Annotated in this window: 10 protein-coding genes; 2 read left to right on the top strand and 8 right to left on the bottom strand. The window is 45.3% G+C overall.

Annotation, left to right across the window (positions count from 1 at the left end):
* Nucleotides 1–17 precede the first annotated feature (17 nt).
* From PGS10_RS14980 to PGS10_RS14945, 8 genes are all read right to left on the bottom strand, one after another.
* Nucleotides 18–3,266, bottom strand: coding sequence for a type I restriction endonuclease subunit R (locus tag PGS10_RS14980; RefSeq protein ID WP_316423193.1), 3,249 nt, complete (start codon nt 3,264–3,266; stop codon nt 18–20).
* Nucleotides 3,263–4,627, bottom strand: coding sequence for a restriction endonuclease subunit S (locus PGS10_RS14975; protein WP_316423192.1), 1,365 nt, complete (start codon nt 4,625–4,627; stop codon nt 3,263–3,265). The genes PGS10_RS14980 and PGS10_RS14975 overlap by 4 nt, the downstream gene beginning before the upstream one ends.
* Complete coding sequence (locus tag PGS10_RS14970) at nt 4,627–6,987, bottom strand: type I restriction-modification system subunit M (RefSeq protein ID WP_316423191.1); 2,361 nt, start codon at nt 6,985–6,987, stop codon at nt 4,627–4,629. Before PGS10_RS14970 ends, PGS10_RS14975 begins: the two co-directional genes overlap by 1 nt.
* A 253-nt stretch (nt 6,988–7,240) precedes the next feature.
* Nucleotides 7,241–8,206: a 5'-nucleotidase gene (locus tag PGS10_RS14965; RefSeq protein WP_316423190.1), complete on the bottom strand. Its 966-nt coding sequence runs from the start codon at nt 8,204–8,206 to the stop codon at nt 7,241–7,243.
* 108 nt (nt 8,207–8,314) lie between these two features.
* Nucleotides 8,315–10,051, bottom strand: a complete 1,737-nt coding sequence (locus PGS10_RS14960) for a hypothetical protein (RefSeq protein WP_316423189.1) — start codon at nt 10,049–10,051, stop codon at nt 8,315–8,317.
* Nucleotides 10,052–10,601: 550 nt separating this feature from the next.
* A complete protein-coding gene (locus PGS10_RS14955) occupies nt 10,602–12,296 on the bottom strand; it encodes a serine/threonine protein kinase (protein ID WP_316423188.1) in 1,695 nt (564 codons plus the stop codon).
* Between the two features lie 13 nt (nt 12,297–12,309).
* Entirely contained in the window at nt 12,310–13,029 is a 720-nt protein-coding gene (locus tag PGS10_RS14950) for a hypothetical protein (RefSeq protein ID WP_047046132.1), read from the bottom strand.
* A gap of 6 nt (nt 13,030–13,035) precedes the next feature.
* Nucleotides 13,036–13,869, bottom strand: a complete 834-nt coding sequence (locus PGS10_RS14945) for a TerY-P anti-phage system-associated VWA domain-containing protein (protein WP_047046130.1) — start codon at nt 13,867–13,869, stop codon at nt 13,036–13,038.
* Nucleotides 13,870–14,558: 689 nt separating this feature from the next.
* Between PGS10_RS14945 and PGS10_RS14940 the strand changes: the two genes are divergently transcribed.
* Together PGS10_RS14940 and PGS10_RS14935 are read left to right on the top strand one after the other, a co-directional pair.
* Complete coding sequence (locus tag PGS10_RS14940; RefSeq protein WP_316423187.1) at nt 14,559–15,119, top strand: type IV secretion protein Rhs; 561 nt, start codon at nt 14,559–14,561, stop codon at nt 15,117–15,119.
* On the top strand, nt 15,116–15,457 hold the full coding sequence (locus PGS10_RS14935; protein WP_316423186.1) for a putative T6SS immunity periplasmic lipoprotein: 342 nt from the start codon (nt 15,116–15,118) through the stop codon (nt 15,455–15,457). The genes PGS10_RS14940 and PGS10_RS14935 overlap by 4 nt, the downstream gene beginning before the upstream one ends.
* Nucleotides 15,458–15,461: the final 4 nt, after the last annotated feature.

Genomic DNA, 15,461 nt, shown 5'->3' with positions numbered 1-15,461 from the left:
TCCTTGATGAAAAAGCGCTAAGCCCCTTTCAACATATCAAACACCACGCGGGCAAAGCCTTTCGCTAGCTCAGGGTTAGAGAGATATTGCACCATCATCTCCTGCTGGGCGTCGTTGCTGTCCATCACGGCATCGTCAATGGCTTTCGGGAAATCACCCAGCATCGCCTGTTCACGCGTGTTGTTCGCAATCTGGGTCATCACCGCCTGGTTTTCTGACAGTTTGTCGCGCACCGCAAAGGCATAGTTGATCATGTCTTTATCGGTGAGATTATCGGTGACAAACAGCTCATTAAGGCGCGCCAGGATATTAGATAGAAACTCTTCTTTCTTATCCTTCGGCTTGGCCGTTCCAACATTATTCCCTGGGGTGATTTTGTATTCCGCTGCATCTTCCTGTAGCTTCAGGTGTTGTTCGTGAAGTTTCGACAGGCGATAATGGCTCATCTCCACGTTGCTTAAATCAATCTCATCTTCTTCCACTCGTTGTTCATGTAGCAGTGGACGCAGGTGGCGGGCAAACAGGCTCAGCTTTTCCAGGTTCTTGTCATCGTAATCGACGATTTGCGACATAAACTCGTAAAAACGGACAAAGCTGCCGAGATCTTTCTTGAAGATATCCAGCTTACTTTTTTCTTTCTCGCAGTCCTTAAAGGTGTTTTCCGCATTGGTGATCAGCACAACATCGCCGGTTTTTTTAGTGCGTTCAAACATCTCTTTGGCCAGCACATATGCCTCAATCGCCGAGGTGTAGCGATGCTTCCAGCGCTCCACCGCAGGTTTGCAAATATTGCTAATAACCGCGTTGGATTTATTTTTGCTGAAGAACGCCTCGCAGAACTGCTCCACTTCGTTCCACAGGAAAATGCCGCTGGTACGCAGTTTTTCATAAAGCTCAAAGACTAACTGTGGATCGCTGACATCAGTCAGTTCCGCGGTCTGGTAGTACGGCTGGAAAGCCCCCAAAATATCTTCGGGTTCGTTGTAGAAATCGAGCACAAAGGTGCCGGACTGCACCTTCCCCGGATAGGTACGGTTTAGCCGCGACAGTGTCTGTACGCACTCCACGCCGCCCAGCTTTTTATCCACATACATGGCACACAGCTTGGGCTGATCAAAACCGGTCTGGAATTTGTTGGCCACCAGCATCACCTGGTAGTCATCGGTATCAAACGCTTTACGCATATCCCGGCCTTTCAGGCCTGGATTCATAGTGATCTCGGTGAATTTCTGGTTGAGCAGCGCAAGGCTGTTGTGGTCATCTTCGTGGAATTCCACTTCCCCGGAGAACGCCACCATCGCGCTGATCTTGTCGTATTTTTGCTCGGCGATGTATTTATCGAACGCCAGCTTGTAACGCACTGCCGCCTTACGCGAACTGGTCACCACCATCGCTTTCGCCTGGCCAGCCAGTAAATGCATCACGTGCTTGCGGAAATGCTCAACAATCACCTTCACCTTCTGCGACACGTTATGATCGTGCAGCGAGACCCACTGGTTCAGTTTGATTTTAGCTTTTTTGCTGTCCACTTCCCGGTCAGGATCGTCGAGCTTTTGCAGCAGCTTGTACGCCACTTTGTAGTTGGTGTAGTTCTTCAATACATCAAGAATAAAGCCTTCTTCGATGGCCTGACGCATGGAGTAAACGTGGAACGCTTCCGGTTTGTTCGTTTTCGATGCCGGTTCCTGTGGATTAGGGCGACGGCCAAACAGCTCCAGCGTTTTGGCTTTCGGCGTAGCGGTGAAGGCGTAATAGTTGAGGTTGTTGCTGCCTTTACGCGCGGCGACGGTGGCATCCAGAATATCTTCTGAAGACATCTCCACATCGTCATTCGCCTCTTCGGTCATCAACACTTCTTTCAACTGACGCGCTGTAGAACCACTCTGCGAGGAGTGCGCTTCATCGGCAATCACTGCGTATTTACGTTGCTTGAGGCTGACGCTGTTTTCAATCGCCTTCAGGACAAACGGGAAGGTCTGGATGGTGACAATGATAATCGGCTGCGAGTTTTCCAGCGCGCTTGCCAGCTTCTCTGATTTAGAGCCGTCGCCTTCTTTGTTATTGATCCGCCCGACCACGCCATCCTGATGCTCAAACTGATAGATGGTGTCCTGCAGCTGATCGTCCAGCACGGTGCGGTCCGTCACCACAATCACTGAGTGGAACTGCTTCTCGCCATTTTCATCGTACAGGCGGGAAAGCTGGTGGGCTGTCCAGGCGATAGAGTTCGATTTGCCCGACCCCGCGCTGTGCTGGATCAGGTATTTATTGCCGGTACCTTCCACCGTGGCGGCGGTGATCAGTTTGTTCACCACATCCCACTGATGATAGCGCGGGAAAATCAGGCTCTCGCTTTTGTACTTCAGGCCAATGGCATCTTCTTTTTCTACGATTTGCAGATGCACAAAACTGGAGAGAATTTTCAGCAGATTGTCCGGCAGCAGCACCTCATTCCACAGGTAGCTGGTGGCGTAGTCATTGGCATCTTCCGGGATATCATTCCCCGCGCCGCCGTCATGGGTGCCTTTGTTAAACGGCAGGAAGAAGGTTTTATCGCCCTCGAGTTTGGTCGCCATAAACACTTCGTACTGGCTGACAGCAAAGTGCACCAGCGCGCCGCGTTTGAAGGCTAGCAGCGGCTCCAGCTTATTGGTGCCGGGATCTTTCGGCAAACGCGTTTTCTTATATTGCGTAATGGCGTTTTGCACCGTCTGCTTAAATTCAGACTTCAGCTCCAGGGTTGCGATCGGCAGGCCATTAACGAACAACACCAGGTCGATACGCCATTTCTTCGCCTTTACGCCCGTTTCTTCAAAGGCGGCGTTCGACGCATGCGGGCTGTAAACCAGCTCCGGCACGATACGGCAGATATTCTGTTTGTAGCGCGCCAGGGTTTCCGGGTTGAGGTTATGTTCCGGCTTAAACTGGCACAGGGAAAAACGCGCATTATGGCTTTTGATACCATGACGCAGCACGCCGAGTGTGCCATAAGTGCGCGAAAGCACATCGGTGGCGTTGATGTCCGCTTTTTTTAGTTGCGCCACCAGCGCATCGAGGAAATGACGCTCGGTATCGGTAGGATAAATTTTAGCAAACTTCTCCCACTCCTGCGGCTGTGTGGTCTGCACAAAGGTCAGAGCATCCTGGGAGTAAAGCGCACGTTCGCGATCGTAGCTGTCCGTTTTGCCACAAATCCAACCTCTTGCGTCCATCTGAGCAATCATTTCATTCTGGAAAATCAGCTCTTTGGTGCTGTCCATGCTCATGCGGTGGCCTCCTGTGATGCCTCAACGTCCTGCTTGCCAGGGGCAACCCAATCGCGGACGTCGATTTTACCGGTGACGGCGGCGGAAATGAGGGCAGTGCGGCGTTCCCTTAAAAGTTCTATTAAATTGTGCGCACGATGATCCAAACCATCTAAATCAGATAATCTCTCATCTAAATAAGATGCTATTTTTATCTGTTCACTTTTGGGTGGATAAGCAACAAAAAGGTCTCGAATATCCTCTAAGCTTAATTGAACTTTAGTACCTCCGTAGCCAGCGCCTTGGAGTTGTTCTTTCGCAGTGTCTGAGAGCACAAAATAAGCTAACCAACGCGAAGATGCGACTAATCTACTAGGTCTACATAGTGAAACATGCTGACTAACATATCCTCCAGAAATTGATCCATCTGCTGCACAAACAGAACCTAAGTCAGCGGTAATCGAAATTAATAAATCGTTTTCTTTAATTTTTGAGCGTTCTCCCTCACTTCCTTTGGGAGGGGTGACATATTGGATTGAATCAAGTTTAGGGTTAATACTATCTCGTGTAAGATTTGCAATTCTAAAGAATAAATCCCCCTCATCAGAATAAAACCCAGCCCAACCACGAGATCCGCTTGTCACAAAGTTAAAAAGATTTTTACAACGCTTAATTTTCCAGTGTTCCGGCACTTCCCCCAACCACTCAACACCAGAATCTTTCATCGGCACATCAGGGTTTAGCCCTTTGGTAACGGCATAGCTAATCACTGCCTGACGTTTTTCTTTCAATAGTTCAATTAGTTGCTGTTGTTTCTCGATCAGGTTATCGATTTTCGCTGTTTCGTGATCGAGGAAAGCAGCGATTACATTTTGTTCTTGAACCGAAGATAATGGGAGGCTGAGTGCGCTGAACTGCTCATAGTTAATTGATTTTCCATCTCTTAAGCTATCTGTCGACGACTGTAATGCAGCAATAAAAGGCGTGCATTTCAAAAGATAGCGATAGTAACCATAGCTGATCGGTTTGGAGTTTTTCAATACAGTATATGCGGGCGATACACAGCCAGTGTACTGACTATATTCAATGCCGCCCTCAAAACTACGCAGACTAATAACAAAATTATTAGCTTCTACATGTCTGAATGATTCCGTCCCTTTTAATGCAAGCATCACTTTTGAGTCATTTAGTTGCATCATTAAGGATTGGGGAATTACCCCATACTTTTGGCTTGCTGCGAGCTGCTCATCACTTTTATATGCTGGTGTACGCACGCTTTGAAACATGCGTTTTGCCGATAATATTTCCCAATGACTGGGGACCCTCCCCAACCACTCAACCCCAGAATCCTTATACTCTGGATATGCCTTATACTTAGCCATCAGGAATGTACCTCCTGCAGCAGCTTCATAATCTCGGCGCTCACCGCATCCAGATCGGCATCAATCTCGGATAGCGGGCGCGGCGGCTGATAGACGTAGAAATGGCGGTTAAACGGTATTTCGTAACCGACAATCCCCACTTCACCATCTTTGGCATCGCGCTTATCGGCGTTGATCCACGCGTCATTCACATGCGGCAACACTTCCGCTTTGAAGTAGTTTTCAATCAGGTCGCTGGTAGACACTGCCGGGTTCAGCGGCACGTTCTCGTTATCGCGTAACTCACCATCCTGTTCAAACTCAACAACCTTGCCTTTGTATTCAAACGCACCGTACAGTGGCTGAGCGGCTTCTTTCAGCACCTTCTTCACCACCGGCTCGGCATCCGAGTTTTTGGTGGTGATAGCATCGATAAACTGCTTGTTCTCTTTCGCATCCAGCTTCACGCCAGCGGTTTTGATGGCCCCTTTCAGGGTCAGCAGGAACTGGTTGAAGTCATTGCTCACCAGCGTTTTGCCACCCGCCTGCGTACCCAGAGCCGTCTGTATATGCTGCGCTTTTTCCAGCAATCCGCGCTGCGCCAGCCACAGTTTGCTGTCGAGCAGGTCTTTAATCTGCTTCTCTTTCAGCTCGGCAAATTCGGCTTTGATAATGGCGCGCGCTTCTGCTTCCAATTCGGAGAAATCACCGTAGTTATCCGCCTGCCACTGGGCCGCAAACTCGTCATACAGGCGTTCCATCGGCGCGTTAAACGGCTTCGGCGCAAAGCGCAGTGTCGCAATCGCCTCATCCGTCACCTGAGCGGATAACCGCAGCGGGCGCTCAATGGTCAGGCGGCGATAGCCAAAGTCGGTGCTGTTAAAGATTTTGCTGGCGAAGGTTTTCGGCGCTTCGGTTTTGGCCGTTGCTGGCTGACGACCGCGGCTGGATTTTTGCTCGGCGGCTTTTTCCAGCCCCAGCTCTTCCTGGCTTGTGGCATCCACCACCTTAAAATCGCCGAAGGTTTGGGTGATCAGTTTGATATCGTCATCGCCCATCAGGTTACGCTTGGAACCCAGTGATTTACGCATCTTACCGCACAGGTTGGTGCCATCAATCAGCTGCACTTTACCTTTACGCTCAGGCGCTTTCTTGTTGGAGAGGATCCAGACGTAGGTGGCAATGCCGGTGTTGTAGAACATGTCCGTTGGTAGCGCGACGATACCTTCCAACAAATCGGCCTCCAGAATATAGCGACGAATTTCACTCTCACCGCTGCCCGCACCACCGGTAAACAGTGGGGAACCGTTAAGGATAATCCCGATACGCCCGCCGTTGCTCACGGTGCCATCCACGTTGTGGTTTTCGCGCATTTTGCTGATCAGGTGCATCAGGAACAGCAGCGAGCCGTCGGATACACGCGGCAGGCCCGGGCCAAAGCGGCCGTTAAAACCTTTCTGCGTATGTTCGTCGTTAATTTCACCCTCAATCTTTTTCCAGTCCACGCCAAACGGTGGGTTAGAGAGCATGTAGTCGAACTGATCCAGCGGCAACTGGTCGTTAGAGAGGGTGTTACCCAACTTAATACGGCTGACGTCCTGACCTTTGATCAGCATGTCGGCTTTACAGATTGCGTAGGATTCCGGGTTCAGCTCCTGGCCAAAGGCACGCATCACCGCATTAGGGTTCAGTTCGTGCACATATTCCATACTTGAAGAGAGGAAGCCGCCGGTCCCGGCCGTCGGGTCATAAATGGTGCGGATGATACCGGGCTGCGTCAGGGCTTCATCATCTTCCATAAACACCAGCGAAGTAGTCAGACGCACGATATCGCGTGGGGTGAAGTGCTCACCGGCGGTCTCGTTGGAGCTTTCAGCGAAACGACGGATGAGCTCTTCAAACACCAGTCCCATCTCATAGTTGGAAATCGCTTTTGGGCTAAGGTCGGTAGTGGCGAATTTCTTCACCACTTTGAACAGCAGGTTGGCATCCTCCAGCAGGCCGACAAACTCGCTGAATTTGAAGTGCTCGAAGATTTCACGTGCATCCGGTGAAAATGCCTGTACGTAGCTTTCCAGGTTGGCTTTGATGTCGTTCTGACCCATCTTGCCCAGATCCATCTTCGAGGTGTTGAAGAAGGAAAGCGTGCTTGCGCGCAGCAGAAACTTCTCTTTGGCATCTTTCGGCAGTGGGCTGGTTTTTAATTCATCATATTTCGCCACCACCGCATCTTTTGTCTCCGCCAACACACACTCAAGACGACGCAGCAGCGTAAAAGGTAGGATCACGCGCCCGTACTGAGACTGTTTGAAATCACCGCGCAATAGATCGGCCACCGACCAGATAAACGCAGCCGTTTGAGAAAAGTTAGTGTTAGTCATGAAGCCCTCGGAAGAGATTGCGGCCATGGAGCAAAATGCTCAGGCAAAAGTTCAGATTTGGAATGCTGTACGCAAAATAATACCTGCTACAGGGACTATCGCAACTGAATCGGCAGGAGCGGTCACTACAAGCCAATCAGTAAGGCAAGTATTAATCGGGTTATTTAGCCGTCATACGCTAAGAACTGTAGGAAGACAGTAAAAATAGACAAATAGCCATCTTTGCTGCTGGGTGGCTATTTGTTGTCGATTTTTACAATGCTTCCTTTTTAAAAAGCTCGGAATTGCTAGCATAAGGAACCTTACCAGAAGGAACAACTTTTGCAGCAGCAACCAAATGTACATCCTGGTCATCAAAGAAAATATGCGGTTTAAAGGCCTTCAGGACTTTCGTTTTCTCTACACCACCAAGAAAAAAAGCCTCGTCGACATATACCCCCCAGCTTCTCAGTGTCTTAATGACGCGCATTTCTGATGGGCTGTTTCTGGCCGTCACCAGCGCGATACGGACGGGAGAATACTCAACGCGGATCGGTAGTCGTTCCTGAAGCTTGGCTATTTTTTTAAGCAGGGTGGCATAGGGGCCCTCCTCCATAGGGATATCCTGCTGCGCGTCTTCCCGAGCATGAAAAGCGGCCATCCCTTGAGTTTTATAAACTAGCTCGCTTTGATCGGAAAAAAGGACAGCATCGCCGTCAAAAGCAATACGCACTTGCTCTTCTGGGATATCAGAGGCATCTGCTGGAGGCTCTTTCAATATAGCGGCGGCGCAATATCGGGAGTCAATAACCTTTTGCGCGTCTTCGACATTAGTGGTTAAAAACAGATCAACATCAAAAGCATCAAGGTAATCGGCAACGGTTTCACCAGCGGTAAAAGCTGAACGTGTAATGTCGAGTTTGTCATGGCGAATGGTATTCAAAACGCGGATACCCGTATCAGGGCTGTTACGCGACATGACAACAACCTCAACCAACGGTGATTTATCATCGGGTTGGCGATACTGATTCAGCCCCAGAAGCGCTTTAACCAAGGGATAACCTGTCCCGGGCTGTAAAGGCTGGTTTTCGTGTTCCAGCATGTAGGCACGATACTTTTCAATGGCGCTATCGGGATCGGTAGCATAGGTTTCGCGAAACATACGATCAGATTCGCTCATGTCAAAAAGTGCCGTTGCGCTAATGCCAATAACCAACGTGTTACTTAAATCTAAAGGCATAGTTATTTCCCTTAAATAATCATAAGTATTCTAACGACTAAGTTCATAATTGCGTCTGTCAGAGTGTCAGTCCCGGATATTATCCGGGACTATTCTATATAACTAAATTCATTTACACTTCTCTATTGATTTGACAACAATATCCTTAATTTGATCCTTGAATACTTTAAATTGCTCAGCTTGAGAGGCATCAATGACTGCATTGCTAAAAATGGTCGTTATATCCCGTTTCCTGCTAATAGTTGAACCGGTACCAGCTAGAAAATAGGATTCTTTCCATTTTTCATACGGTTCAGTAATTAACTTGTTGCGAATGAAACTAAGAATGAGCTTGTTGAATTCTCTCTTGATTTTATTAATGCTTTTTTGCTTCAAATTATCAATTGCTTCATATTTCCAACCTACTGGCGAAGTTAAAAATCCCCCAATATATTTGCTTACGGTTTCCTCAAAATCAGTAATAGGCATAAACATTCTAAATCCATCTATATTTGAATACATACGACGATTGAATGCTTCTATTGTTTTCCAATGTTCTCTGTCTAATAGTCTTTCATAATGTGTTTTAAAATCATTAGCAGTAGCATTGATATGCAGTGCTAATAACTCAAAGTCATACCTTGGCTCAATGAACACTTCGTCATTATTTATCGTGGAGACTGTGTTTTCAAATATGGAGTTGAAAGCCAATTCAAGCCGCTCGTTACGATCGGCTTTATCGAGATCCCCGATGAAATAAATATCACCAATATCAATGTTACACTTTACATCTTCTTTTTTTAATGCGTCCAGCACGTTATTGAGACCATCTTTTACATAATCGATCCGGTCATCATCTGTTGGCTCGTCTGAATCATAAGGTATAACTTCATCCAGTTTAGTGAATATCAACTTTAATTTCTCGCCATACCCACGCTGGAAAATACTTTTCAATGCATTTTTACCTCCAGCAATAAAAGGTTTTTTTGATTCTTCGATAAGTAATATTGAATTGACATCATAAAAGAAATCATAATGTCTGGAGTCTAATTGCGCCGTTTCTTTTGTATTATGCCCAATGCCTTCACCATCAATGATAACTATTTCTGCACTATTGCTCACCCATTCAGATTTGAGTTCTCCACTCAACCTTGCATACTCGACAACAGGAGATATAGATTCTTTATCACTGGATAATGTTTTTTTGCATTTTTTGATGAAGTCTTCTTTTTCAGTTGAAGTAAATTTATATACTTGTGACTCATTGCTTAACCTACTTCCATCACAAATAGACATTACATTCTTCTGAATGAGATCCATAATGTTATTTTGAATGCATTCAATTTTATCATTTAGTTCATCAATAGCAAAACTGATATAATCATCTTGATCTGTTATATCGTCGTTGAAAATTTCTTTTAGCTCATTTATTTTCTCAGAAAGAAGTGGTGTAAGTGAAATCACTTCTGCCGAAAAGTTTGTAATATCACGGGGATCAAGAAGATAGTATAAACGAAATCGCTGATCATTTGTTTGACGTAAACTTCTGAGTACATCCTCACCTTTTAATGACTTTTCAAATGCCTCTTTTAAAATTTCTCTGACATATCCATTAATTTCATTAAAAGATTTTAACAAAATTGTTAATTCATAGCTGGATGAGTTACATATTACATACTCAGTAGGTGCAACGGTTGTTCTGCTTTGTCTGGTAGTCGGGAATTTGGTATTTTCAGTTCCTAATATTCTTCGAATAAACGTTGTTTTTCCTGCTCCAGTATCCCCTAAAAGGTATACTTTAGGAATTCCTTTTGGGATTGGACTTACTTCATCTAACTGACGCTGTATTTCATTGTATTTACTCATGATTGCACCTCTTGCATGATGATAATGTATATATGGCTGGCAACGTTTTAGCCAGCATAAAACTGACATCATCCCATGATTTAAAATAATTTCCGTTTTTTAATTAACTCATTCGTCCCAGCGCTTTATGGGGGGCTTGTACCGACGTGGAGTCTGGCTAACCAGAATGTTCAATCCTGCGCGAATATTTTTACGTACCTGCCAATCCGGACGCAGGTTTCATGGCTCATAGCGGCAATCATTGCTCTGCCGTCCATTACGGTGTCGCGCTTCTCAACGTGAGCGGCCTGTACGGCAGCAAGCTGTTGAAGCCGTGGTTTTCTTGATACCTCTTCAACAGATACCCGGCTTTGTTCCAGCCTATTCGGTGCCATGGTGTTGATATCTGTCGATGCTCGCGAAATCCATAATTCTACACGGGTTTCCTTCGTGCTGAATATTAGGCTATACGGCATATGACTTATGTCGTAATTTCCACATAATCAGTTAACCATAGAAGGATGGGTGTTGTTATGTAACGTATATGGAATGTCTTGGTTGAATAATACAATCATCCAAATATTTTTTTGAAAGCCTTAATTATTATGTCCGTCATAGATGTTTGCTGATTCGAAGTAACGGTCTTACTTGGAATATTTTGGTGTTGTGATATCTGTTGTGAAGTCGTTGGTCTGGTTCGTGCTGCATAATGTGTCGAGGATTTAGCAGACGCTACAGGCTGCGTTTGCGCTCTCACCGTTGCTGAAGGTTGTACCGATGCTCTTATTTTATCAAGGACCGCCTGGTTCGTTGATGTAGCACTGATGCTTTTTGACTTAGGCGTTACGGTGATCCTCTTTCCCTTGATACGCTCCAGGGCTGCCTGATTGCTTTTTGTAGAATTTGGCATTTGTTGGATATAGCTCGGCCCTGCGAGACGCCAGTGGGCATCTTTTTCAGAAAGAACTGTGATTTGACCAACAGTCGTTACCGTAATTGAGAGATGTGAATAGTTGAATTTCTCATTGATGTAAGGCGGTTCCATAAGGCCGGTTACACTAATCCATTTCCCGATCCATGAAGTATTGGGTTTGGTAGGTAAAGCATCAATGCCTTCACTCCATATGGATATCTTAAAGATATTTCCCCGCCAGTCACCGAAATTAACGAAGATATATGGTTTTCCATTTTTAGCCTTATTAAGTTTAACCTCAATAATTCTACCGATAACTTCAACTTTATCTCCAACTCGTTGAAGACAAGCGCTGTAATCCAGGGCTGACAGGACGGTATAGGCGCTAATATAACCAGGTTTCAGTCTGCTTCTTGGAATATCCCCATTCATGCTAATAATCGCCAGGGATACGGGGATGTTTCTGCCTACAATAAAGTCAGCTAGTGAAGGCGTTTTATCCATCTCTGAAGCGCAGATCGCCGCGAAATTCTTTATAAAGGCGGAGAGTTGTGGAACACCCGCTAACATTCTTAAGATGGGTGATGAACCAGGATCAACGAAGTCATTAGCCCGAAAAACTATTGCGTCTAGCTCTGAATTTGATTTATCCCAAATGGATGGGGCGACTTGTAAGGTTTTAAGGGCCAGCCACAGTAATATCAGTGAAAAGCGATCCAGAGTATGATTAAACGGATTTGTCGCTTTACGCAAGGGGTGTTGAAAATTGACATGCCCTAGTTCTGCGCTGCCTAATGTCTTAATCTCATCAACATACATTCCATCATAGTCAATTAACTGAACGGTTGCCCCACCGTCAGATACCATCAGGTTTCCGGTCTGGAAATCACCATGCGCAATTTTTTCTTTTTCGAGATAGGCGGCGAGTGATTCTATCGACGCAGATAGTTTTGCCATTGTTTGTACTGAGTGCTTGTTGACCTCAAGAAACTCTCCTAGTGTTTCTCCCTTCGCCCATGCCATTTTAACAATAGGATACGATACACCTTCGACTTTGATACCTTGGGGTTGAAACTGGAAGTCGAGAAAATAAGGGGAATGAAGACTCTCAATTTTCCTTGAGATAGCCTCATAGCGACGTTCTAATGCTTTGGATTCCCTATGAAAACAACGAACGGCGTATTTCTTAGCACCCGAACTGATCGTATAGGTCAGCGCGAAACCACCACTGATTGCAAGAGGCATACCCAATCCTGTCGTAGCGACTGAGCCAGATTTTAATTCAGGATCGCTTAACAGCTTACTGTGTAGCTGAAATGCTTGGTTGTATTGTTCAAGAGATGGGTAAGGCATCTTTCTTTCCGCGTTAAAACGATAGTACTAGCAGTGTTGAGTCGTCGATACGCATACGTTTTGCTGCACGTTCCCTCAAGACTAATTCCACAAGCTGCTCTTCTGTTTGCAACGAAAGTAATTCAATAAAACCAGAACCCTTCGCCTGAGCTTGCGTCAGTGTCCATTCGCCGAGTGCATCGGTCATGCAGAGAAGTTTGGGCTGAATGAGTTTTTCGAGGTAAAAATTTTTCCCATGAATTGTCCAGAAGCAATTTCCGCCAACGAAATTATTATGAGTAGGGAGCGTGGCAAACAATGTTGGCCGTTCTTTAAATTTGATTGGGTTATCGAATGGCCATGCTCTAATCAATTTTTCGCCATCAACCAGCAACGTAATGCTATCTCCTACAGCAAGAATTTCTACCGACTGATGCTCTTCAAATTCCTTTATGCCTATTAGTGTCGCAAAACTGCCTCTTTCGAATGCGGCTTGCTTGGACCAGGACATAGATGGGAAGTCATGTGCGGCAGAATATTCCGCCATAGCAGATGTTATCCAATCAGGGTTGACCTCCGTGTCCGTAATGAATTTACGACTAAGAAGATCTGCCCATAACTTTGAATTGAAAGACTCGCTTGCTCCATCGCAGAGAGCGAGCCTTCTCCCGTCTCCGGAGAAGGCATATTTATCCTCGTTTGCCTCAGGGCATAGAGGATCTTTGGGAACGGTTCCTGAGAATTCCAGTTTCATTATGACTCAGCGTAACTGAGAAGCCCGGGTTCCGATGTCGAAAAAATCGACAAGCTCGGCAGCCTCAGCATTGAACATAAATCCACGAGATTCTATATCCACAGGATGGCCTTTTTCTTGCGCGAAATGTACCAGATGCTCTGGAAGAGGGCTGGACATGCGAAATAGCAACTTAGCATAGGCGTCTGGCAAACCGGCATCGGAGGAGGGGAATCTTATTGGATCATTACCGAGGGAACTGACGTGGATATTAAGAATCAGAACTTCACCGTCATTGGTGCGAATTTGCCGTAGATGATTGGCTATTTCTTCTGGATCTCCGTCGTTAGATTCACCGTCAGTGACATGTAAAATTGTAGGAGGATAGCAGTCCGGATGAGAGTCACACCAGGTCACCAATTCCTCGGCGGCTTTGGTAAGCGCTTCACGCATAGGTGTGCCGCCATTGGCGGTAGGATCAAACCATACTGGAAACTTAATTGTTGTTTCGATGATCCCGCCTGCTCCATCATCCATTTTCCGTTTACGATCTTCCACTCTGGCTGGATGTTGTTCCAGGGCCGAAATTGGATTGAGGACTTGCCCTCCCAATGGGCCGCTGAAACCATTAGAAACCCCTTGAGCACCGTAGCCTAAAACCCCAATCTCAAAATAGTCGCGCACCCCTTCAGATTTAGTACAGCGAGTGATGAGATTCATCAAAGTTCGATTGAGCGCATCGGAGACGAATTCCGCTTTACTACGACCTGAAGACATTTTATCGGACATTGAACCAGACTGATCGACAATGAAAAGAAATGCTGCAGGGTTATTACGGCTGATTTGAGCTTCGTAAGCCATGTGTCTTTTTCCTTTATGAGAATACTTTTATCGTATCAATTTATTAGACAATTGCGAGGAATGTCCAAAGAACAATTTAAATTATTCGTTGAGTTTTGACTAAAATCATAATACGACATTTCCTTAACGGTTAGTGATTAATGAAATATTCAGACTTCACTCGCTAAATAATTTAGCGTTGTTTATTAGATAGTTTAATTGAATGTATTGCTGGGGATTATTCACCTAATTTATTGAATTGATTTAAGGAGAACCTTTGAACAGAGGGGATAATATTTATTATGCGTCCATTTAAAATATTTTCCTTAAGCTCATTCCTTAAATACCGCCCTCCTGTGTCACTCCACAAACTATTCTTTCGGGCAACCTTTCCCTGAATACTCTTAGGAAAATGGGCTTACAGGCTCTGATGCGTCAGGGAGGTAATCAGCCTCTTATTTTTACTCAGCAGCGTGGAATGTGCTTCGTCAAAGCCTCTTGCTATGTGATAGGCCTTCAATTATTGGGGAGGGAAGCAGTTCCTGACACGCTTTTCTATGTCAGTAGCTATTGTAACGAATACACGCATCACCTTCCTACCAACGGTATAGCCTTGCAGCAGAATTTATTTCGGATAAAAATCTTTCCCTTGTCGATTGCATTGGCGTACGATAAATAAACAATACCGCTGCAATTCAGAGGGATTTTGAATGCCTGTAAACGAGAGGATTAACGTGACATCCGGGACACGTATTAAGCCCGGTGGAACGAGGCTTATAACCACTGGTGAGATTGGGTTAGCAAGAACGCTATTTAGCTACGGTCTCCGGTACAATACAGTGTGGATTCATCGGGAAAGTTATTTGCCGTTCAATCTGCAGCCTACTGATATTGCTATGAGCCCTAACGGAGAAATGTGGTTTAGGGAAGACACCTACTCCCATGATTTTTCAATGGAAGTTGATGTGCAGAAAAAACATAGATTCATGCATGAGTTAATGCATGTATGGCAAGCGCAGCACGGAATGTTTGTCAGAACCAGAGGGTTTTTCTCCCGATTTGCTGATTACAGTTATAGTTTAGACAAGGAAAACATACGACATTATAGCTTAGAACAACAGGCTTCATTAGTTAGTGATTACTGGTTGTTGCAAGCTTACGGTTTTAAAAATTATCTGTATCTGCCTGCATTACGAGATTATGATCATAAAGAATCTGACTATACATTGCTTCAAAAATATAAATTAGTTATGAAGGGATTTCCACAATGAAGAGATTCGCTATCTTACCTTTAACTTTTCTTATTTCCGGTTGTCCTGGTGGTAATCCTGCGCCACACCCAAGAGATACCATTATTAATGGAGAGCATCTTTGCTTTAGTTTGGATAAAAGGGATGTATTGAATTACTACACTATTGATTCAGGCGAAAACGGTAAGACGCAAACGGTAATGAGTTCTGGTTATAACAAGTTAATGTCATCATATCCTGACAATTGTATCGATATTGAATGGAAGAAGAATCATACTTATGTCATTAACTACGGTTTAAATAATAAAAAATATGTTCATGAATTCTTTATTGATAGTACCGGGGCGTTGACAAAATAGGGGT

This window comes from Klebsiella sp. 141153 (assembly GCF_032601995.1).
Taxonomy (GTDB): domain Bacteria; phylum Pseudomonadota; class Gammaproteobacteria; order Enterobacterales; family Enterobacteriaceae; genus Klebsiella; species Klebsiella aerogenes.
The sequence above is the reverse complement of the archived record's forward strand: the minus strand, read 5'-3'. Positions and strand labels throughout refer to the sequence as shown.

Coding starts and splice junctions, on each gene's coding strand:
- PGS10_RS14980 (WP_316423193.1), bottom strand. CDS start 3,266: ATGAGCATGGACAGCACCAAAGAGCTGATTTTCCAGAATGAAATGATT.
- PGS10_RS14975 (WP_316423192.1), bottom strand. CDS start 4,627: ATGGCTAAGTATAAGGCATATCCAGAGTATAAGGATTCTGGGGTTGAG.
- PGS10_RS14970 (WP_316423191.1), bottom strand. CDS start 6,987: ATGACTAACACTAACTTTTCTCAAACGGCTGCGTTTATCTGGTCGGTG.
- PGS10_RS14965 (WP_316423190.1), bottom strand. CDS start 8,206: ATGCCTTTAGATTTAAGTAACACGTTGGTTATTGGCATTAGCGCAACG.
- PGS10_RS14960 (WP_316423189.1), bottom strand. CDS start 10,051: ATGAGTAAATACAATGAAATACAGCGTCAGTTAGATGAAGTAAGTCCA.
- PGS10_RS14955 (WP_316423188.1), bottom strand. CDS start 12,296: ATGCCTTACCCATCTCTTGAACAATACAACCAAGCATTTCAGCTACAC.
- PGS10_RS14950 (WP_047046132.1), bottom strand. CDS start 13,029: ATGAAACTGGAATTCTCAGGAACCGTTCCCAAAGATCCTCTATGCCCT.
- PGS10_RS14945 (WP_047046130.1), bottom strand. CDS start 13,869: ATGGCTTACGAAGCTCAAATCAGCCGTAATAACCCTGCAGCATTTCTT.
- PGS10_RS14940 (WP_316423187.1), top strand. CDS start 14,559: ATGCCTGTAAACGAGAGGATTAACGTGACATCCGGGACACGTATTAAG.
- PGS10_RS14935 (WP_316423186.1), top strand. CDS start 15,116: ATGAAGAGATTCGCTATCTTACCTTTAACTTTTCTTATTTCCGGTTGT.